The sequence below is a fragment of the Serratia sp. 2C06 genome, assembly GCF_050037615.1.
Classification (GTDB): domain Bacteria; phylum Pseudomonadota; class Gammaproteobacteria; order Enterobacterales; family Enterobacteriaceae; genus Serratia; species Serratia ureilytica.
Genome location: NZ_CP188298.1, coordinates 45,976 through 64,625, shown reverse-complemented (window position 1 = coordinate 64,625; position 18,650 = coordinate 45,976). Strand labels below are relative to the sequence as shown.

The following is an 18,650-nucleotide window of genomic DNA, read 5'->3' as shown; positions in this document are numbered from 1 at the left end:
GTCATCATCTCCTGCTTATCACCGGCAAATGGCAGAGGCATAGCTCAAAGCCTGGTTTTGACTGTCTGCCGGCAAACTGTACGTCGCCGTGCAGCGCTCATTTTCGCTATTGCCCCACTTCACGTTGACGGTACCTTTTGGCGCAAGGCCGGTAAGGTAAACTTGCCCGCCATCTGCCACGATGCTGCCTGACTGACCATCTCCGTAAGAGGCTACAGAGCCGAACGGGACTGGCTTGCCGTTATTTGTCAATGTCATAAGAACCTTCAGCCCGACTTTGGCCTTGAAGTCCGCACGCACGACGGCTCCCCGTGTAGGAACGACGCTTAATACCGGTTCTTCCAGTTCGACGTTGTTCGCCAGTGTATTCGTGTTCAAGGATATCCGATTCTCGCGGTAGTCCATCGCATAAGGGAGCACGGCATAACCACGCCAATCTGTACGCACCCCTGTTTGATTCTCGACAGAAACGTGTTTCGCCCCCGGCGCCTTGATAAGCACCATGGTGTCATTGAGTGGCTGGCTGAAGGTGATGCCATTTTCGTGGGCAAGTACGCCACCACTGACGCCATAGTAAACCTGCTTATAGTCACCGCTGTGGCTATAACCGACGTTGGCGTTGCCGTAAGCGCCGCGGTAATTCAGCGCGGCGTTACCCGTTGCGCCGCTGTTACCATTACCGCCGCTGTTATAGCCCGATTGCACGCTATAACTCAGGTTGTTATCTTCCAGCAGCGTCCCGTAAAGGCCGGCCGTATTTGTCGTACGTCCCTTGAAGTCTGTCGACGTGTTGTAACTGGCATTGGCATTTCGGAATACTGACCGGGTATCCGAGCGCATCCAGTGGCTGAACGGAATATTAATGTTGAAAGCAAGCAGTTGGTCTTTATCGTCGGACCAGGCATTTTTGGACAGACTATAACTCAGGCTCCAGCTGATATCCTGAATGGTGCTGTTATAACCAATCTGCAGCTGTTCATCTGAACGGCTGGTATTCCAGTAGCTTTGATGACTGCCAGTCAGGTATATCGTCGATGTCCGTCCAACCTGTTGCGTCACCGTCGCCTGCAAACGACCGCGCTTGCTGTAGTTCAGATTGTAATAATCCGTCAGCTTTGGTTTGATATTCACGATCCCGTCTTCACTAACCACGGAGTAACCGCTCATGCGTCGCCACGCGGTGTCGGCCAGAGAATAGAAGCCCCGGGTAGAATAACGGTATCCGACCAGTTGGAAATTGGTCCCTAACTCATTGAGCGATTTGTTATAGAGAAAACGCAGAGATTGTCCCTGATGCTTGCTGCCGTCAGGCAAGGTGGCATTCGCCTGCGTAATATCTGAAGATACCGCCCCGAGGTAGCCCAGGTTTTTCCCCACCCCAAGGTTAAAGGCACGATAGTCGTTTGAGGCACGTGTGCCGCCATAGACCGTCCAGCCATCGGGTAATCCCCAAAGCGCCGTTCCCTGGAAAAACTTCGGCTTGTCTTGTTGTTCATTACCACTGCGGAACTGCCCTGCAGTCACCGCGTACTTCACCTGTCCTTCACGCTGCAACATCGGAACGGATGAGAAGGGAACGGTAAAGACCTGAACGGAGCCATCCGCCTCTTTCACCGTCACCTGCAGATCGCCACTGTTTCCAGCCGCATACAAATCACCGATAGTGAAGGCGCCGGCGGGTACCGTGGTCTGATATATTTCATATCCGTTCTGCTTGACCGATACGCGTGCGGTACCACGTGCTATTCCATGTATAACGGGCGCAAAGCCGCGTTGACTGTCGGGCAGCATATTATCGTCTGTGGCAACCTGAAGGCCGCGGAAGTTGATACCTTCAAAAATATCACCCGCAGTATAGCCATCACCCATCGTCAGCCGGCTGCGCCAGGGTACAATGTCACGTTCAAGCCAGGTATTGACATGTTGCCAGCGATTTTCGTTATATCCCGTGCCGCTGCTGTAACTCCAGGTTGAGTTATCCCGCAGGCGCCATGCCCCCAGGTTGAGACCCGTTTGCAGATTGAGATAGGCGTAATTGCGGGTGCCGCCATTGTGACTGCGCACTTCACTGCCGGTATAGTTGTAATTGAGCAAACCGGCCGTAATACCATTATCCCAAAGCTCGGGAGCGATGTACCCTCTCGCCTGATTTCCCATGAAAGCCTGAGGAATGCTGATGGAAAGACGCTGGCGACCGACATCGAATGAGCTTGCAGCATCAGCAATAAGCCGTGTGAAAGGCACGCAGGCCGTGCTCTTCATGATGGCAATATCCGGAATAGTCAGGGTATTGACGCCAAGTGAAGCCAGCTGAGAGCGAGTGAGACACGGTTCCAGCTTGCTACCGTCATCACTTTTATCAAAGGTGATGTCTCGCGTCGTCACGTAACCCTCGTTCATGTAAATGTCGACACGATAGGTACCCGGCGGCGCATCAAGCCCCTTTTCGAAACTGGAGAGATCGGCAACTGATGCCGGGTCGTCAGCCAGGAACCGGGGATTGAAGTAGTTGTCTGCGCGCGCGGAAAATGTCGAAGCCACCAAGAGCAATGCCAGCGGCGTAAGCATTGCTTTGTTTAGCGCCCGTTCCCGGATGTGGTATTTTTTCATGTTATCCGTGCCTGCTCCATAAACCAGGTGACTTGTTGCTACCGCACGCCGTCATCAATGCCGGTGCTGCGTTACCTGCGTTGTTGAATCCATTGTTTTAGTGAATGACTCAGATCGTTACTGCAAGGTGCCTTTCATCACAGACGTGAGCGCACCGTAATCATTAATCGTGCGATATGTAATTGCACTGCCGGCATCGCCCGGCAGTTTCACCGTTGCCGCCCCCATAGGCGGGACCATGACATTGGCTAATGAACGTGTGCCGGCATTCAATTCCGTGACGGTCAGAAAATAGGGTGTTGGATTATTCAGTACCAGTGTGTTCGCATCGCGTTTAAACGTCAGTTTCCCTGGTGCTTGGTCAGGCGCCATACTGAGATTTTGTGGGCGATACAACAATTTGATTCGGCTCGTTATCGCCAGTTGAAGCGTATTTTCTTTCTGTTTTGCCTTGTCCAGAGAGGGAATGGCTTTGACGTTGACCCAGAAAAGACTTTCGCGGTCTTTAGGCAAGGCGTTATTGGTTGCATCAATAATACGCAGCGTATTTTCTTTTTTCCCCTGCATGAGGAACAGCGGCGGCGTTATAACGAACCGGCCTTCTTTTTGACCATCATCGTTCTCGACCCAGGATTGAATAAGAAAGGTGTCTTTATCATTATTGTTGCTCACACCCAGAGTGACCTGTTTCTGTTCTGCCGGATAAATAACGCGTGTTGCCCCAAGAGCCACGCCCGCTTCAGCATGCGGAGTACAAAATACGACTGCCAAAGCCAGCAGTGAACCCATGACGTTTCCGGTCGTTTTCATTTTAATCACGTTAACCTCTTGGGGCGGATAACCGCCGTTTTAACCTTTTGCGCGCTTATCTCATCCGAGATAAAAGTTCCATACGCGAAAACGAGTGTTTTATTGGTATGTCAAAGAGAACCAGGCCTGGGCATTTGCAGCACCACCGATAACCGTATTGCCGGTTGCCCGATATTTGGCAACAAATTGCAAGATACGCGTTCCTTTAGTCAGCGATTTCCAAGACTGAGGTTCTGAATTAATGGGTATGAGTTGCCCCTGTTCATCGAACAGGGCGATGCCGACGCCAGACGCAATCCCCTCGCCTTCGCCAACCGACAGAACATCAGGGTTTTTGCCATCGGCTACGCCGTGAAAGACGATACCGACGCGATCGCTGACATTGGGATTACAATCCTGGAGATGCAAACTGAACGGCACCGGATCGGCGTCATCCCCTGCATCCTTGAAACGGTTACTGCTCACCTGTCCCATGCGAACAACCAGTTGCCTGTCACCCGCATCAACCGTACAGGCTTCAGCGATGAGCTCCCCCTGAAAGCGCATCTGTCCTCCAGGAAGCGTGACGTTCCACTTGTTGCCGGCGATAGACAGAGGAGCAATGAAAAGCAGGCAGAGTCCCAGTCTGGTTTTGAGCATCGCTTATTCCCTCTTCGATAGCTGAAAACAGGCCGTCCTGGCCTGATTAAGCATCCTTGCAGACCGGTATTACTGGTACTGAACTTTAAAGTTGGCGTTCGCGTTGGCAGTACCAGGAGTGGCAGCACCGGTGGCGATGTAACGCGCCTGGAATGGCAGAGTGTTGGTGCCGTCACTCAAAGTGATAGCAGCGCTGTAATCTGAACCGTCGAAAGTCAGAGCCTTGCCTTTGCTGTCCAGCACCTGCACACCCACGTTGGTAGCGCCGCCCGCAGAGGAGCTTTCCAGAGCCAGGGCATTAGTATTTTCAGCGTTGACAGCTACACCAGAGAATGCAATGGCCGCTTTGGTAGCAACGGTGGTATCACAATCGTTCAGCTGAATGTTGAAGCCTACAGCAGAGCTGGTTTTACCCGCCTCGCTCAGCGTGGCAGTTTTGACCTGGCCCAGCTGGACGGTTTGGTCTACAGAACCGGCATCAACGGCGCAAGCAGCGTTAACTACTTCACCTTTAAAGTGAACGGTACCACCGTTAACGGTAGTCGTTGCTGCATGAGCCAGGCCAGCAGTCATCAGAGAGGCGGCAATCAAGGTGTTGATAAGACGGATCTTACGCATAAGTTCAAAACTCCATGTCTTGGTAAAATGCCAACAGTTGGCGTAACAGTCTGATTCACATGTTGATTTATTCTTTTTGCCTGGATTTTGCTTGCGTTAACGCGAGCACGAAATGACAAAAAAAGTGGTCAAAATGAACCAATTTGTCTCTTTTGGTTCTTTTAGCTATAAGTCTGTTATTCGTTGGTTTTTTTTACTTTCAAAAGCAATTATATTAGTGAGTTTGACTAGTTAAATGAGGAGGTGTCGGGGGGGATGAGCTAGTGGCAGAATGATCACTAAGCGTCTTTGATAGTGTGTTCTCAGATTAATCTGCTATAGATGCCTGATAAGCGGGCTAAGATATGTTGATGTTCTGCGAACAAAAAGAATGCAAGAAGAATTGACTTGGCGCAAATTATGGATAAGACTATTTACAGTTTGGTTCAATTTGACTTGTTTAATCCCACTCCATTTTGCCAAACTTCTGCAAACCGAACATGATTACTTGACGTGTACAACACCGTATGTTGAATATTTCTGTGCCCCAGATAATCCTGGATAAGACGAGTGTCTGTTCCTCTATTCGCCAGTGCGTAACCGCAAGAATGTCTCAGCATATGAGGATTGAGTGAAACAGCGATACTTGCCAAGATGCCAAATTTTTTTAACATCTTGTGTACTTGCTGGCGAGAAAGTGGCCCTCCTTTTTGCGAGAGAAAAATCCAGGGGGATTCGCAGCCTCGCCACGTTGCGCGCTCATTTAGCCAGGCATTGAGAAGTTTTAACTCTGATACAAGCAGAGGGTGTGTTGTCTTAAGGCCGTTTTTTAACCTGTTTACATGTACGACTTTATCGGTGAGATTGATATCAGAGAATTTTAAATGACAGAGCTCACTGACTCTGAAACCATGGATGAAGCACATTTGAATAAAGCACTCATCTCGCTTGGGAAAATTTCCCCTGCGTGAAGCTTCAAGCAACCGATCTATTTCATCTTGTGTTAAATACTTTCTTTTTTTCAAAAGAATGACTCCTGGGAATATGCCGCGTGTAAAAAATCGCCACCATCAAATAAGATTATTGTTATGAGGTCCATTGTCTCAGGCGAAAGGAATGCGCGCAAGAAAATTTACATTCAGATTTTTTAAACTAAACCTTCTGTAGTCATGATCACACTTATTTTTCCGTGATCAATAAGAAACTTGCGTCATATCAGGTTTACATCGTATAAAGAAAGTTTTGCCTGGCTGCGCCATACTTTAAAAGAGGTATGCGTTCACGTCGTGTTCAGATTAAGTCATGAAAAGGATATCATTATGCAACATCATTACAGAAATGGGCCAACGCAGAATGTGATAAGCACCGCTAAAAAAGCGATCAGGACTCTTGTTTCAATCTGCCAGACGCGGCTGGAACTGGCGATAGTTGAACTCGAAGAAGAAAAGGCAAACATTGTAAAACTCTTCGTACTAAGCAGTCTTTGTTTGTTATTCACCTTGTTCGCTATACTTAGTGGTCTGGTACTTTTATTTTGGTCGATCGGTCCTGAAATGAGATTCATTGCTTTCGCCTGGACAACAGCTGCGCTGTTCCTACTTGCAGTGGTATCCGGGGTGTGGGTTCTGCTAAAAATCCGCAGCGCATCCTTGCTGCATAACACCCGAGAGCAATTGAAGAACGACCTGCAAATACTGGGAGCAAGCGATGAGTAAGTACCAGGAACGCGTGTCAAAGAAAAACAGATTAATAGAGCGTATCAATGCGCAGCGATCAAGCTTATCACATTGTACAGATCAACTTCTGACCGGCACCGAAAAGTTTGATCGTGGTTGGGATGTGCTCTTTCGCATGAGAGCATTCATCGCCTTGGGTGCAGGTGTCGTCATGATAAAAGCAATTAGAAAAAAACCATCGCGCTTTTATTTCTGGCCCAGGCGAGTCTTGGGTATCTGGAGCGCTTCAAGACTGATCAAAAACACGTTATCTAGAAGATAAAAATACGTTACGTTCAACCATCAACAATAAGGAAATATCATGTTCGAAAAAGCAGAAAACAAGGCCAAAGAATTTTCTGGTGCTGCTCAGGAGAAATTGGGGGAGTTGACGGGCTCTGCAGAACACCAGGCGAAAGGCGCTGCAAAAAAATACGCAGCTCAGGGAAGTGGGGCTCTGCAAGATGCTGCGGACGCCGTCAAGGAACAAGTTGAATCCAATCCTGCAGGGGCAGCAATTGTCGCAGGTCTGGCGGGTCTCGTTTTAGGTTTCCTGCTGGGCAGAAAATAAGTCTGTTACCACATAATAATTGCGCGTTTTTCTAAGGCCGTTATCGCGGCCTTTATTTTCATAACTCAAGTATCATAGGTATCAAAACATGGAACTGACTCAAGACGTAATGGTCACCAAAAAGGTATCGTGGGGCAGCATCGTCGGCGGTGTATTAACCGTCATGTCCATTTCATTGATGTTGTCGATTCTCGGCACCAGTCTTGGACTGGCTATTGTAGACCCTCTCGGTGAGGATGCCGATAATGGGGCGAGCATAACCATGCTGTTTTGGACAGGTGGGTCCATTGTTGTCAGCCTGGCTGCTGGGGCTTTTGTTGCAGGCCGACTGGCCGCTAATGATGGCTTCATTCATGGTTTCCTCGTCTGGGCCACATCGTTGATTATTACCAGCATACTAGGCGCAATGTTGGTGGGTAGCGCAGTTAAAGCTACCGGCAGCGCCATCGGCTCACTGGCCTCTGCATCTGGCAGCATTCTCTCCGGAGCCGGCTCTATCGCAGGAAGCGGCATTCAGGAAGCGGGTAATCTGGGGGGTAAGATATTTGAGGGTCTGGATATCGATACCAATGTCGAACCTCAAAAACTTCAAGCTAATGTGAAGGAGGCACTGCGCAAGAGTAAAATTCCTTCCTTGCAGCCGGAGTTTGTGCAGCAGCAACTTAATGGAGCCAAAGAAGACATCGCCTCAGCGGTTAAACAATTGGCTACTCAACCCAAGGACGCAGATGCCATCATTAAGAATGTTATGGATAAATTGCAGGAACGAGGCAAATCCATCACTAAAGATGTCGATCGCAACACATTAACAAAAGCCTTGGCTGATAATTCTGATATGACACACGATGAAATTAACAAGGCCGTAGATAATATCATCGAAGCAAAAGAATCAGCCGATAACCTGCTGAATCAGAAATTCGAAGATGTCCAAAAGAAAATCGAGGACGCCAAACAACAATATGATGAATTTAAACAAAAAGCCCTGGAACAGGCAGCAGCAGCAGCATCTGCGCTGGCTAAATCTGCTTTCTGGACTTTCATCGCGTTGGTAATTGGCGCCATTATCAGTGGATTCACGGGACGCCTTGGCGCGAAATCATCTAGAAAACACGCCTAAAATCAGTTAGCAAAATTAACCTGGAGCAAGATAAGAATCTTGCTCCTTTAAAAATACTACCGCTCACTTAAACCATCCTCTGTTACAAAAAAATGGGTGAGCTAAGCGTGGTTACAACATATTCTCAAAGGGATCATGAAATGTGTTCAACGGAAACTAATAAAGATACTGAAAGTTTCAACAATGTATCTGAAAAAGCAGCTCAGCTGGAGTTGGCTAAAGAATGGGGAGTTGCTGCTGAATACTGGTTGATAGCCAGCCAACGCGCTAAGTCACACGATAATCAGGAATGGAGTTATAGCCGTTATCTTTTTTGCCAAAGAATGCGAAAGAACGATGGCGTGTGGAAGAAAACACGTTTCTCTTGACACTAACGTTTAACCCCTCACCAGTCTTACTGTGAGCCGAGAAGTCAGCACCAGGGAAAAATCATCATCATTTCAAAAATACAGATATCAGAGGCATCCTGCCTTCTGAATATGAGTATTGGAGTTGTGCGCCGGTAACGATGAATGTTGAGCGATATCCAATGCAACCTTTTCTCTTGCACACGTCTCTTATCTTTCATATCGACTAAAATCGCTTTAACTGGTTGCGAAAGCACGATAACCTGCTTATTTTTATAGAATAAATTTCATGTCACTTAAGCAACCTATGAATTCACAGTATAAACAACTTGACTACCTACCTTCTGGTAGGTAGTCTGCGTACATACCCCATATAAAGGAATGACAATCATGAATCACATTCTCCGCACTACCCTGGCCGCGCTTACGCTCACTCTGGCCGGATACGCCGCCGCCGCCGATGAGATTAACCGTCAGAATGCTACAGGCCTGATTGCGTCAGGCCATATTTCTGCCGGTAATCTGTCAACACCAGGAGAGGTTGCCGATGCACTTAAAGCCAAAGCAGAACAGTCCGGTGCCAAATACTTCAGAATCACTTCGCTTGACGGCAAAAATAAATTTTATGGAACCGCTGTTATCTACCGCTAAGGTACGGATAAAAGCCCCCTCATGCATAACAGGAAAAAGCCGTGTCTACTTACGAAAAAATACTTCATCTGACAGATACATTGATCCAGCAACGCGGATTTTTAGGTTTCAGCTATGCCGACCTGGAGAAAGAGATTGGTATCAGAAAAGCCAGCATTCACCATCATTTCCCGGGGAAAACCGATTTGGGTTTAGCCTACTGCGAATACAAAATCGGGGTGTTCGGCCAGCTTGATGCCGCTCTACATGAGGTTCCTCCGGGTGTGCTCCGCCTCAGGGCATATCTTGATGCGTTTGCTGGTTGTGCCGAGAGAGGGGAAATGTGCGGTGTTTACGCCATGCTATCTGACAGTCACCAGTTCAGCCCCGAGCTACAAAAGGCTGTCAGCAAGCTGGTACAGACAGAAATGCTCATACTTAAAGATATCCTCGCCTCCGGGCAAAAAAGCGGCGAACTTAAATCCGTCTTCCCACCCGATGAGCTGGCCATCATTGTCTGCACAGCACTGAAAGGAGCACTGATGCTGAACAGGATCCCCCCTCATGATGCCTACTCAGGAGCCGTGGCCGCTTTACTGATGATGCTAGATACCCGTGTCTGATGTCTGAAAAGGAATTTTTTTGCTGGAGTAATGGAATGAAAAATTTTATTAGCGGCTTTATTCGCTCAGACTACGATATGATTATTCTTCGCCTGTCTGTTATTGCAATATTTATGCTCTTCGGCACCTATAAATGGTTTGATTTTGAAGTGATGGCCCTCGAACCTCTTATTTCCTCAACATGGCTGAATATCCTGTATTCCCTCTTTGGTGTCCACGGAGGGAGCTATTTCCTCGGCGTAGTGGAAACCATCACCTTTCTAACACTATTTATTGGTTTCTTACGACCTTCCGCCGGCTTACTGGGAGATATCATCGTTATCGTCACAGGTATTACCACGCTGAGCCTGCTGCCTCAATTGGGTAAAATTGACAGTTTCATCATAAAGGATGTATTGCTGATTGGTGCCGGGGCGGTCCTGCTGAAACATGACCTGAAAAGATATTTTCATATCAGGGCTTTAAAACCCTCCCTGTAATATAAGGACAAAATCATGAGTATGAACTGGAATGAATATAGAAAAAACCTGCTGAAAAACGTTGGCTCGCTCGGGGATGAAATCCCCGAAACCCTAAAGGGCTATCAGACTATCGCTGAGTCTGCCAATCGTCAGGGCGTGCTGGACCAGAAAACACAGGAGCTGATTTCCCTGGCGGTCGCCGTGACGACCCGGTGCGACGGCTGTATCAGTATCCACTCACATGCCGCCATGAAAGCCGGTGCATCCAGAGAGGAAATTGCCGCTGCGCTCGCCGTGGCTATTTCCCTAAACGCCGGCGCAGCAGTTGTATACTCTTCACATGTGATAGAGTCCATCAGTCAATAAAAATATATGCACAATTGTAGGTATCTGCTGTCAATTTATGGAGGAAAATAATGAAGACCAAATTGAAAGTTTTTTTGCTTATTTCACACCTGACTTTTCTGGGAGCGGGTACTGGTTTAGGAATCTATCTACTGCCGATACTGACTGCCCAAGAAAATGCCTCGCTAAATGAAATTAATGATGTGAAGAAGCTTGCAAAATATAAGGGTGAATTTAATCGCAATCAGAAAGGCAGCGATGTATTTCACTGGGCGGAAGGTGAACTTTATGTAACGGACAGTGAAATCGCGTTCAAGGGTCAGGTAGCTCCCGGCCCGGACTACAAAATTTATCTGACCAAAGCGCAAGCTGTAGATAAAAACTCCTTTTTAGAAATGAAAAAAGAGGCAGTGCTTATTGGAGAGCTTAAAAATTTTGGTAACTTCCGAAAAAGCATTCCTGACAGTGTTAACGTCAATGAGTTCACTACTGTTCAGATATGGTGTGAGCGTTTCTCGAAATTTATAGGTTCTGCAGTATATCTGCATGAATCTAGAGAATAGATATCCATAATCGCTATTTATAATATGAAAACTAAGGAGTGATAAAAAACTGTCGATAGACTTCAATGATTGAGATGAGTATTATCATAATTTTTTTAAACCGTTGGTGATTTTTCAGCTCGTATGCCAGCGCATCTAGGTGCGCTGGCATACGAGTCGAAAACTGACGAGTAGCGTCACGTCAATTATGATACAGAAGTTTATTGACATTTTAGGCAGGCAAATTTAGCTAGTTTAATTTTAAAAAACCGGATAAAGATTTGTAGTTTAAATTAGTTCAAATATAAACTCATGTCCCAAACACCAGAGAAACGGCCTGAGTTACTGGCAGTATACAGAACTGTATGTTGTATATTCCTGTGCCCAAGATAATCTTGTATCAGGCGTGTATCAGCCCCAGTGTTAGCAAGAGCAAAACCACATGAGTGCCTCAACATGTGCGGATGAAGCGGAAAATTTAAACCGGCAAGAATACCACACCTCTTTATTATATTGTATATCTGCTGTCGTGATAGTGCTTTACCTTTTTGTGATATAAACAACCATTTAGAGTCACTCCCGTTGAGCTGTTTCCTTATCTCAAGCCATCTTTCAATAATTTTTTTTTCACATTCAAGCAAGGGTTGAGTTGTGGACAGTCCGCCTTTCAATCGGTCAACATGAATAATACCACGACAGAGGTTTACATCCGATAATTTCAACTTCCCAATCTCACTAACGCGAAAACCATGAAGAAAGCACAGCTGAATCAGGCACTCATTCCTCACAGCATGCTTGCTCATTTGAGATGCCCTTATTACCTGCCTCACTTCATCCTCAGTAAGGTACTTTCTCTTTTTTTCAATTCTCAATTTGGCCCCGTCAACTGGAAAAATGTCACAACCAATATAATGAGACCAAAAAGAAAAATCAAATATAATCTTTATCTTACCTGGATTTTACTACTTTAAGAAGAATCTCTTAAACATGTCAGTATGGTGGTGCAGCTGTAAGATGATTAGCCGTAAAACGAAAGCAGAGTAACTTTCACTTGCAACACCTGGCAGGTTTTGGAACTTATCGAACTTTTTTATTTTAAAATCCACTTAGCTCTTTTTATCCAAGCCTTTTGACTTATTAATAAAAATCTCATTGTCAAAGTTTTTTCTTTGCATTTGCAAATCCTTAATACAGTCTGCCAGTTTTTCTGAACTATCTCTGTATCCGTAGGAAAGGCACGTTCTTCGGTCAAGATCTAACTGCTCCTGCGGTGACACACAAGAGGTTAGTGTTAAAGTTATTGCTAAAGCAACGACATATATTCTCATGGTGGCACTCTTAGTTTAAAGGCCGCATTCAAGAATAACGGCCTGATAGTAATATTGATGAGGGTTAAGTTTAATCGCTATCTTTATTTATCTGTATTTCAAAATCCTCAATAACCAGACAAATTTCATCAAGACAGTCACTTTGCTTGCTAATTATTTTATTTATATTTTCTGATTTAGTCTTATCTTTGTATTCACCTTGATCAAAAGCCAACCACTGCGCAGATAATTTTTCAATATTGCTTTGCGCATAATGCTTCATCTCTTTCAATTGAGAGAGATAATCATTAAGAACTTCGATTTTTGACTTGTTAGTTTCTGATTCGCTCACCTGAGCCTCCTTGATTTAATTGCACAAATAGTAATCATAACCATTAATGAAGCGAAGTCAAATAAGAAACGGGCTTTTTAAGAATTTTACTTAATGTTTAATATAACTAACTTCCTTGCCTTACACTTTGTGATTTAATTAGCGCTGTTGAAGCACGCTCTTAACGTAGGTTAGTAAGAGGGATACGTTCTTTATTAACATTAACAGTGTCGAATAAATGGCGCTGAAAATATAGTTAAGGCACCTGTTGTTTTACAGGTGAGTTCAATAGGGAGATGGTGTTTTTTTCTGCATTATTAGTGGCTTAATGATTATGAACGCATTACCCCCTATCAACATTCATATCTCCAGCAGCACTACAAATCTACAAGAATACAATCAATTACCAAGATAAGATGGCAGAGTAAAATTACTTTCTTTAAACAACCTTACATGATATTGACTAGCCGTGACATGAATAAATTTTAATGATTGGCTAATCAAGATATTTCTAATCTTTCCATAAACAGTCGTGGTGGGAATATTTATCTTAGAATCTCCTCTTGTGCAAACTACATTTACGCAGCAAGCACACTAAATACATTTCAAATCCCTGCCACTTGGGATGGAATGGTTGGACATCACAGTTGTTTGATGAGGAAGTTGCCCAAAAAGAAAATAATGATATAAAAGTATGTATCCAAACACAGAGTTGTTCGCTCAAGGCACACGATGTGCGCGACCTTGAGGCAGAGTCTGGATCTTGGGCGCCATTAAATCATAAAAAGGACGTATACCATGAATAAGCAGGAATACCGGCTGTATTTAGCCATACTGAAGGCACGCGGAGACCAGGCGCGCAAAGCGATGGCCGACAACGTCCTGCGTCGCGAAGCACTCAAGGCACACAGACATCGCCGCTCGGAAGGTATCAGGACGCTACTGAATTGGAAAGCGCTAAACGAGTCTGTGGACTGTTTATTGGTTGATGCCGCTGAGCTGGAAGCTCGCGAACAGGCGTTCGGCTAGTAAGTTAAACCACCCCGGCCGCATATCAGAACGACAAGAACGTAGAGCCCCTGGGATGCGAGCACGGCAGTGCTGCTGCCTCTACCGTCTTTAAGACCAGCCTCACCTCAACGTCGGCGTCATCTGACAGCCCGACTGGCCGCGAGGTGGCTCATGCCCTCGCCGCAGCGTTAACACCCGCATAAAATGAGCACGTCTGCGACGTGAGACGGCTGGCGCCGACGCCCTTTTCCTGTTCCCTGCCACCCTGTAGACTCTGCACCATGTATATTCCCCGACCGGCAAAGCTGCTGTTCCAGCACAATGATGGCTGGGGCGCTATCTCGACAAACACGGCGACGGCCTCAGCGACTGGACCAAACTCGCTGACGAGCGCATGCTCACCTGCGGCATGGGCGTGCGCCGTTACTGCTGTGCCTCACCGGACTGAACCCATACCCGCTTTTTCTGCCAAAGCTGCAAGTCCAAAGCCTGCAGCAGTTGTGGCCGTTCTTCAACAACGACTGGCCCCTGCTCAATGACCTGTTTCGCTGCGCCACCTGCGCCATGCTACGCTGGGCGCGCCGACAGGAGATCGAAGTCGGTATCTTCTGTGCGCTCCATACCTACGGCCGGCAGCTCGATCAGCACCCGCATATCCACGTCTCCGTCATCCGCGGCGGCCTCGACATCAAACACGGCACCTGGCGGAAGCTGTTCTTTAAAAAGAAAGAGGTAGAGAAAATCTGGCGCAACGCCGTGGTTTACCTGCTGCGCGACAACTACGCCCAAATCAACCCTGGAGGCCTGCCGGGCCTCGGCCATATCCGTAACGAAGACCGGTGGCACCACTAACTGCATGCCCAGTATCGCCGTGCCTGGAAAGGCACTTCGCCAAAAAGACACGCGGCGCCTGGCGCGGCGTGGAATACCTCGGCTGGTACCTTAAGCGTCCGCCGGTGGCCGCTTCTCAGCTGCGCCACTTCCGCGGCTGTGCCGTGGTCCGTCAGTATTGCGACCACCGCACGCAGCAGCACAAACGCCAGAAGATCAGCCAGGAGGAGATCCTGCAACGTTACGTCAGCCATATCCCTGCGCGGCATTTTAAAATGGTGCGTTACTACGGTTTTCTGGCCAACCGCAAGCGCGGTTCGCTGCTGCCGAAGGTCTACAACGCGCTGGCGATGATGGTACGTGAAAAACCGAAGCGGCCCGGATTTGCAGTGCTGATGAAAGGCTTCCAGGGTACCGATCCGTACCAATGTATCCTGTGCGAGGGCTGGCTGCGTTTTGCCAGCGCCGTGGCGGGCGAGCACGCCACCAAACTGCTCTCTGACCAGCTACAGCGGATGGCAAAAAAACGATGGCTTCCCCCCCCTTCTCTGGATAAGGGTGAATAAAAATAGGGTACATCTTCAAAGCACAGCAAAAATGGCATTTTAACGCATTACTCCGCTTCAGACCTCACCGCATGCAGATCTTTATCGTCGCTGCTCATGGTTAGGAAACCCAATAAGGGTCGATTGAGTTTCCTAACCATCAAGGATTTTCCACAAAATGGTGCTTGTTTATTAGCGTCAATTTGTGTGGCTCCCTCAGCACCTCAGCTCCCTATCTAAATACTACTTTTTTTATTACTGGGTGGTGGTGTAGTGGTAAACAAATCACCTGCGCCTGTAATATCATAGTAACTTCCCGAAACACACTTCGCTGAAGTTTCGCCAGAAAAATATTGGCATTGGTCTTTTTCAGGATGATAACTAGTACAACCACCTAGAATGAAAATATATAAATATATAAATCTCATAGCCCCTCCTTTGGAATAGTCTGAGTATGATACATATATTGTGAGTGGTGTAGTAGTCAACAAGTCTATCTCCCTTAATCACCTGAGCTACAGTAACTGTTTGTTTCCAAAACACATTGAACTATAGCTCGCTACGACCTTTCCGATGAAGCATGGTCTCTCATCCAGCCGCTGTTGCCCGATCAGCCTGCAACACCCCAGGCCGGACGACCATGGGCAGACAATAATATGATTATCAACGGTATGTTCTGGGTGTTGTGCTCTGATGCCCCATGGCGCGATTTGCCTGACCGATAGGGTCCATGGAAGACCGCTTACAACCGTTTTAACCGGTGGTCAAAGTCAGGAGTAATTAACATTTTTTTAATAAGTTACCAGCGCCTCATGATAACCATGGTCTCGTTGACTGGTCAGCGACGGCAATGGATGGCTGTAGTATCCGTGCGCTCAGATGCGCCGCCGGGGCACAAAAAAACATCTCGATATCACAGGAGATCACAGCCTGGGTCGCTATCGCGACGGTTTTGACACCAAAATCCATCTGGCGACAGACGGAAGCGGTCTCCCGTTGAATATTGTGTTAAGCCCGTGTCAGGCCCACGAAAGCAAGTTCGCATTAAGTCTTTTGGACGGTATTGGTGTTCAGCGCCAGAACGGCAGCATGAAGTGTCGTGGTTATACAGTGCTTGCTGACACAGCGTAATCAGGTTATGTACTACGTAACGACCTGAAAAGAAGTCGTATAAAAGCAGTTATCCCGTGAAAATCTAATGAAAACGTGGCGTTGGACGATCGTTCACAACTCGTTCGTGAAGCTTACCGAATCGCAACGTTGTTGAGCGGTGTTTTGGCCGCCTGAAAGAATACCGTCGCATCGCCACACGTTACGACAAAACGGCGAGGAGTTATCTGGCGATGGTGAAACTGGGTTGCATCCGATTGTTTTATTGAAGTTTATGCAATTAAGGGACACAGCCTAGTTGCCGTAAATTGTGCCAGAAATTCAAGCAGCTTTTGCCTTGTGAGTTTTTTTCGATAAACCGCCTTCCCGTTGCTATTCTGGCAATGGGTGTGGAAAAAGTTCTTATCTAGGTCAGATACCAATTAGCGCAATGTTTTCCATGGTAGTTCTCCGAATTAAGCCTGTTTTAGCATAGTATCCAAGAGGAAGGAGCGGCCAAGGAGGCGATTGAGTTTCCTAACCATCAAGCACGTCAGCGGGGAGCTTCCAGGGCCAGTGGTATGGTCGACATAGCGGGTTTCCGTTTTTCTTTTGCGTTTTAAGGGAGCCAACTAGTCAGTCCAGTTTAATGAAATAATGATTTCATGCTTAGCCTTTATTGCTTTCCAGACTATTCCAATAATACCGGCTTGCGCTGCGGTAAAACGCCCTTTGTGTGTAGAATGGCCTGATGTTTTCCGGCTTGCCCTTTTTCGTTGGAGTGAGGAGAGGTTATGCGCATTTTGTCAGGGATCGTTTCCGCCACGCTGCTGATGCCGGCGCTGGCATTGGCTGAAGAAGCCAAAAAGCAGCAGATTCACGATAAGCCGGCGGTGCGCGGCAGCATTATCGCCAACCTGCTGCAGGAGCACGATAATCCGTTCACGCTGTATCCTTACGATCCCAATTACCTGCTCTACACCGACACCAGCGATATCAACAAAGAGGCCATCAAGACGTACAACTGGGCCGACAAGGCGCGCAAGGACGAGGTGAAATACCAACTTAGCCTGGCGTTTCCGCTGTTGCGGGGCATTGCCGGCGACAACTCGGTGCTCGGCGCGTCTTATACTCAGCGCTCCTGGTGGCAATTGTCCAACCGCGGCGAGTCTTCGCCGTTCCGCGAAACCAACTACGAGCCGCAGTTGTTCGTGGGGTGGGCGACCGATTACCGCTTTGCCGGTTGGACGCTGCGCGATGTTGAAATCGGCGTTAACCATCAGTCTAACGGCCGCTCGGTTCCGACGTCGCGTAGCTGGAATCGCGGCTATGCGCGGCTGATGGCGCAAAACGGCAACTGGCAGGTGGATCTCAAGCCCTGGTTCCGCTTCTCGGAGAGCTCGAGCAACGACGACAACCCGGACATCAACAAATACATGGGATACTATCGGCTGAAGGTCGGTTACGCCTGGGGCGACAGCGTATTCAGCGTCGACAGCCACTACAACTGGAACAGCGGCTACGGCGGCGCGGAACTGGGCTGGAGCTATCCGATCACCCGCAACGTGCGCTTCTATACCCAAGTGTTCAGCGGATACGGCGAATCGCTGATCGACTATAGCTTCCGGCAAACACGGGTGGGCGTTGGTGTAATGCTGAACGATATTATGTGATCTTGACCCGCCATAACCGGACTGCTTTTGTATCTTAAATTAACGATGCCCTCTGCCACCGGTATTCCTGCAGTATTCAACTAATACTTACCATCGCATTAGACTGTAAGTAGTACAGCCGCTCAGATTCGTTGGGCGTCAGACCAACGTTATACCAGTGAGGCCGCACGGTGCTGTAATAGCGGATTATCGCGCTCACGGCTTCGTTGAAGCTGTTATAGCTCTTCGTCGGCACCCATTCGGTATTCAGACTCCAGAAGAACGTAGTTGCTGCAGGCTTTGGACTTGCAGCTTTGGCAGAAAAAGCGGGTATGGGTTCAGTCCGGTGAGGCACAGCAGTAACGGCGCACGCCCATGCCGCAGGTGAGCATGCGCTCGTCAGCGAGTTTGGTCCAGTCGCTGAGGCCGTCGCCGTGTTTGTCGAGATAGCGCCCCAGCCATCATTGTGCTGGAACAGCAGCTTTGCCGGGCGGGGAATATACATGGTGCAGAGTCTACAGGGCGGCAGGGAACAGGAAAAGGGCGTCGGTGCTGCGGTGGGGTATGCGCCACCGTGCGTGCTGCCGGCCGTAAGGCGGCACCATCGTTTATGTGAGGCTCGGGCTTAAAGACCGTAGAGGCGGCAGTGCTGCCGTGCTCGTCCCGCAGAGGTGCTACGTTCATGGTTAGGTAAACTCAAAAAGGGCCGATTGAGTTTACCTAACCATGAAACGAAGATGAGGCATAAAAAAAGCGCCGTTTGGGCGGCGCATAAGGAAGAATCTACGTATACACATGGATTGTTTCTGGTAGAAATATCGGCTGGCTCAAACCGGGTAGAGGCAAAGTCAGCACTGCTATCATACTTAATTTTCTC

The 18,650-nt window shown here is 47.8% G+C and carries 20 protein-coding genes and 5 pseudogenes; 14 read left to right on the top strand and 11 right to left on the bottom strand.

What is annotated here, in order from left to right:
* Positions 1-18: 18 nt before the first annotated feature.
* The 5 genes from ACP3TA_RS00335 to ACP3TA_RS00315 form a co-directional block, all read right to left on the bottom strand.
* Complete coding sequence (locus ACP3TA_RS00335) at positions 19-2,610, bottom strand: fimbrial biogenesis usher protein (protein WP_426784239.1); 2,592 nt, start codon at positions 2,608-2,610, stop codon at positions 19-21.
* A 117-nt stretch (positions 2,611-2,727) separates the two neighbouring features.
* Positions 2,728-3,399: a fimbria/pilus periplasmic chaperone gene (locus ACP3TA_RS00330; RefSeq protein WP_226773051.1), complete on the bottom strand. Its 672-nt coding sequence runs from the start codon at positions 3,397-3,399 to the stop codon at positions 2,728-2,730.
* A gap of 120 nt (positions 3,400-3,519) precedes the next feature.
* On the bottom strand, positions 3,520-4,059 hold the full coding sequence (locus ACP3TA_RS00325) for a fimbrial protein (RefSeq protein WP_426784238.1): 540 nt from the start codon (positions 4,057-4,059) through the stop codon (positions 3,520-3,522).
* A 69-nt stretch (positions 4,060-4,128) separates the two neighbouring features.
* A complete protein-coding gene (gene fimA, locus ACP3TA_RS00320; protein WP_426784237.1) occupies positions 4,129-4,677 on the bottom strand; it encodes a type 1 fimbrial major subunit FimA in 549 nt (182 codons plus the stop codon).
* A gap of 425 nt (positions 4,678-5,102) precedes the next feature.
* Complete coding sequence (locus tag ACP3TA_RS00315; RefSeq protein ID WP_426784236.1) at positions 5,103-5,681, bottom strand: tyrosine-type DNA invertase; 579 nt, start codon at positions 5,679-5,681, stop codon at positions 5,103-5,105.
* A gap of 294 nt (positions 5,682-5,975) precedes the next feature.
* Between ACP3TA_RS00315 and ACP3TA_RS00310 the strand changes: the two genes are divergently transcribed.
* The 10 genes from ACP3TA_RS00310 (at position 5,976) to ACP3TA_RS00265 (ending at position 11,028) form a co-directional block, all read left to right on the top strand.
* Positions 5,976-6,371, top strand: a complete 396-nt coding sequence (locus ACP3TA_RS00310; protein WP_089186757.1) for a phage holin family protein — start codon at positions 5,976-5,978, stop codon at positions 6,369-6,371.
* Positions 6,364-6,654: a YqjK-like family protein gene (locus tag ACP3TA_RS00305; protein ID WP_180547167.1), complete on the top strand. Its 291-nt coding sequence runs from the start codon at positions 6,364-6,366 to the stop codon at positions 6,652-6,654. Before ACP3TA_RS00310 ends, ACP3TA_RS00305 begins: the two co-directional genes overlap by 8 nt.
* A gap of 39 nt (positions 6,655-6,693) precedes the next feature.
* Positions 6,694-6,942: a CsbD family protein gene (locus tag ACP3TA_RS00300; protein WP_089186755.1), complete on the top strand. Its 249-nt coding sequence runs from the start codon at positions 6,694-6,696 to the stop codon at positions 6,940-6,942.
* 88 nt (positions 6,943-7,030) lie between these two features.
* Positions 7,031-8,059: a CAP-Gly protein gene (locus tag ACP3TA_RS00295; protein WP_426784235.1), complete on the top strand. Its 1,029-nt coding sequence runs from the start codon at positions 7,031-7,033 to the stop codon at positions 8,057-8,059.
* A gap of 140 nt (positions 8,060-8,199) precedes the next feature.
* Entirely contained in the window at positions 8,200-8,427 is a 228-nt protein-coding gene (locus tag ACP3TA_RS00290) for an ANR family transcriptional regulator (protein ID WP_193158402.1), read from the top strand.
* A 369-nt stretch (positions 8,428-8,796) separates the two neighbouring features.
* The gene (locus tag ACP3TA_RS00285; RefSeq protein WP_089186753.1) at positions 8,797-9,057 is read left to right on the top strand and encodes a DUF1471 domain-containing protein; all 261 of its coding nucleotides are present in this window, start codon (positions 8,797-8,799) and stop codon (positions 9,055-9,057) included.
* Positions 9,058-9,098: 41 nt separating this feature from the next.
* Positions 9,099-9,659, top strand: a complete 561-nt coding sequence (locus tag ACP3TA_RS00280; RefSeq protein WP_426784234.1) for a TetR/AcrR family transcriptional regulator — start codon at positions 9,099-9,101, stop codon at positions 9,657-9,659.
* Positions 9,660-9,694: 35 nt separating this feature from the next.
* Complete coding sequence (locus ACP3TA_RS00275) at positions 9,695-10,138, top strand: DUF417 family protein (RefSeq protein WP_187321722.1); 444 nt, start codon at positions 9,695-9,697, stop codon at positions 10,136-10,138.
* Between the two features lie 21 nt (positions 10,139-10,159).
* On the top strand, positions 10,160-10,486 hold the full coding sequence (locus ACP3TA_RS00270; RefSeq protein ID WP_089186750.1) for a carboxymuconolactone decarboxylase family protein: 327 nt from the start codon (positions 10,160-10,162) through the stop codon (positions 10,484-10,486).
* Positions 10,487-10,536: 50 nt separating this feature from the next.
* Positions 10,537-11,028: a DM13 domain-containing protein gene (locus tag ACP3TA_RS00265; protein WP_426784232.1), complete on the top strand. Its 492-nt coding sequence runs from the start codon at positions 10,537-10,539 to the stop codon at positions 11,026-11,028.
* Positions 11,029-11,300: 272 nt separating this feature from the next.
* On the opposite strand, the gene ACP3TA_RS00260 is transcribed toward ACP3TA_RS00265, so the two are convergent.
* The 3 genes from ACP3TA_RS00260 to ACP3TA_RS00250 all read right to left on the bottom strand — a co-directional run bounded on the left by ACP3TA_RS00260 (position 11,301) and on the right by ACP3TA_RS00250 (position 12,666).
* On the bottom strand, positions 11,301-11,879 hold the full coding sequence (locus ACP3TA_RS00260; RefSeq protein ID WP_226908205.1) for a tyrosine-type DNA invertase: 579 nt from the start codon (positions 11,877-11,879) through the stop codon (positions 11,301-11,303).
* A 218-nt stretch (positions 11,880-12,097) separates the two neighbouring features.
* A complete protein-coding gene (locus ACP3TA_RS00255) occupies positions 12,098-12,259 on the bottom strand; it encodes a hypothetical protein (RefSeq protein WP_426784231.1) in 162 nt (53 codons plus the stop codon).
* Between the two features lie 146 nt (positions 12,260-12,405).
* The gene (locus ACP3TA_RS00250; RefSeq protein WP_089186747.1) at positions 12,406-12,666 is read right to left on the bottom strand and encodes a hypothetical protein; all 261 of its coding nucleotides are present in this window, start codon (positions 12,664-12,666) and stop codon (positions 12,406-12,408) included.
* Positions 12,667-13,443: 777 nt separating this feature from the next.
* Here ACP3TA_RS00250 and ACP3TA_RS00245 point away from each other — a divergent pair.
* The 3 genes and pseudogenes from ACP3TA_RS00245 (at position 13,444) to ACP3TA_RS00235 (ending at position 16,411) form a co-directional block, all read left to right on the top strand.
* Complete coding sequence (locus ACP3TA_RS00245; RefSeq protein WP_342186032.1) at positions 13,444-13,674, top strand: hypothetical protein; 231 nt, start codon at positions 13,444-13,446, stop codon at positions 13,672-13,674.
* A gap of 263 nt (positions 13,675-13,937) precedes the next feature.
* Positions 13,938-15,053, top strand: a pseudogene (locus tag ACP3TA_RS00240) (IS91 family transposase).
* Positions 15,054-15,583: 530 nt separating this feature from the next.
* Positions 15,584-16,411 (top strand): annotated as a pseudogene (locus ACP3TA_RS00235) (IS5 family transposase).
* Between the two features lie 21 nt (positions 16,412-16,432).
* On the opposite strand, the pseudogene ACP3TA_RS00230 reads toward ACP3TA_RS00235, so the two are convergent.
* Positions 16,433-16,583: pseudogene (locus tag ACP3TA_RS00230) on the bottom strand (hypothetical protein); the annotation flags it as partial.
* 332 nt (positions 16,584-16,915) lie between these two features.
* Here ACP3TA_RS00230 and pldA point away from each other — a divergent pair.
* Positions 16,916-17,794 (top strand): phospholipase A, encoded by an 879-nt coding sequence (pldA, locus tag ACP3TA_RS00225; RefSeq protein ID WP_342186029.1) that lies wholly within the window; start codon positions 16,916-16,918, stop codon positions 17,792-17,794.
* Positions 17,795-17,870: 76 nt separating this feature from the next.
* Here the strand turns inward: pldA and ACP3TA_RS00220 are convergent.
* Together ACP3TA_RS00220 and ACP3TA_RS00215 are read right to left on the bottom strand one after the other, a co-directional pair.
* Positions 17,871-18,056: pseudogene (locus tag ACP3TA_RS00220) on the bottom strand (IS3 family transposase); the annotation flags it as partial.
* Positions 18,057-18,114: 58 nt separating this feature from the next.
* Positions 18,115-18,278: pseudogene (locus ACP3TA_RS00215) on the bottom strand (IS91 family transposase); the annotation flags it as partial.
* Positions 18,279-18,650: the final 372 nt, after the last annotated feature.

Coding starts and splice junctions, on each gene's coding strand:
- ACP3TA_RS00335 (WP_426784239.1), bottom strand. CDS start 2,610: ATGAAAAAATACCACATCCGGGAACGGGCGCTAAACAAAGCAATGCTT.
- ACP3TA_RS00330 (WP_226773051.1), bottom strand. CDS start 3,399: ATGGGTTCACTGCTGGCTTTGGCAGTCGTATTTTGTACTCCGCATGCT.
- ACP3TA_RS00325 (WP_426784238.1), bottom strand. CDS start 4,059: ATGCTCAAAACCAGACTGGGACTCTGCCTGCTTTTCATTGCTCCTCTG.
- fimA (WP_426784237.1), bottom strand. CDS start 4,677: ATGCGTAAGATCCGTCTTATCAACACCTTGATTGCCGCCTCTCTGATG.
- ACP3TA_RS00310 (WP_089186757.1), top strand. CDS start 5,976: ATGCAACATCATTACAGAAATGGGCCAACGCAGAATGTGATAAGCACC.
- ACP3TA_RS00305 (WP_180547167.1), top strand. CDS start 6,364: ATGAGTAAGTACCAGGAACGCGTGTCAAAGAAAAACAGATTAATAGAG.
- ACP3TA_RS00300 (WP_089186755.1), top strand. CDS start 6,694: ATGTTCGAAAAAGCAGAAAACAAGGCCAAAGAATTTTCTGGTGCTGCT.
- ACP3TA_RS00295 (WP_426784235.1), top strand. CDS start 7,031: ATGGAACTGACTCAAGACGTAATGGTCACCAAAAAGGTATCGTGGGGC.
- ACP3TA_RS00290 (WP_193158402.1), top strand. CDS start 8,200: ATGTGTTCAACGGAAACTAATAAAGATACTGAAAGTTTCAACAATGTA.
- ACP3TA_RS00285 (WP_089186753.1), top strand. CDS start 8,797: ATGAATCACATTCTCCGCACTACCCTGGCCGCGCTTACGCTCACTCTG.
- ACP3TA_RS00275 (WP_187321722.1), top strand. CDS start 9,695: ATGAAAAATTTTATTAGCGGCTTTATTCGCTCAGACTACGATATGATT.
- ACP3TA_RS00270 (WP_089186750.1), top strand. CDS start 10,160: ATGAACTGGAATGAATATAGAAAAAACCTGCTGAAAAACGTTGGCTCG.
- ACP3TA_RS00265 (WP_426784232.1), top strand. CDS start 10,537: ATGAAGACCAAATTGAAAGTTTTTTTGCTTATTTCACACCTGACTTTT.
- ACP3TA_RS00245 (WP_342186032.1), top strand. CDS start 13,444: ATGAATAAGCAGGAATACCGGCTGTATTTAGCCATACTGAAGGCACGC.
- pldA (WP_342186029.1), top strand. CDS start 16,916: ATGCGCATTTTGTCAGGGATCGTTTCCGCCACGCTGCTGATGCCGGCG.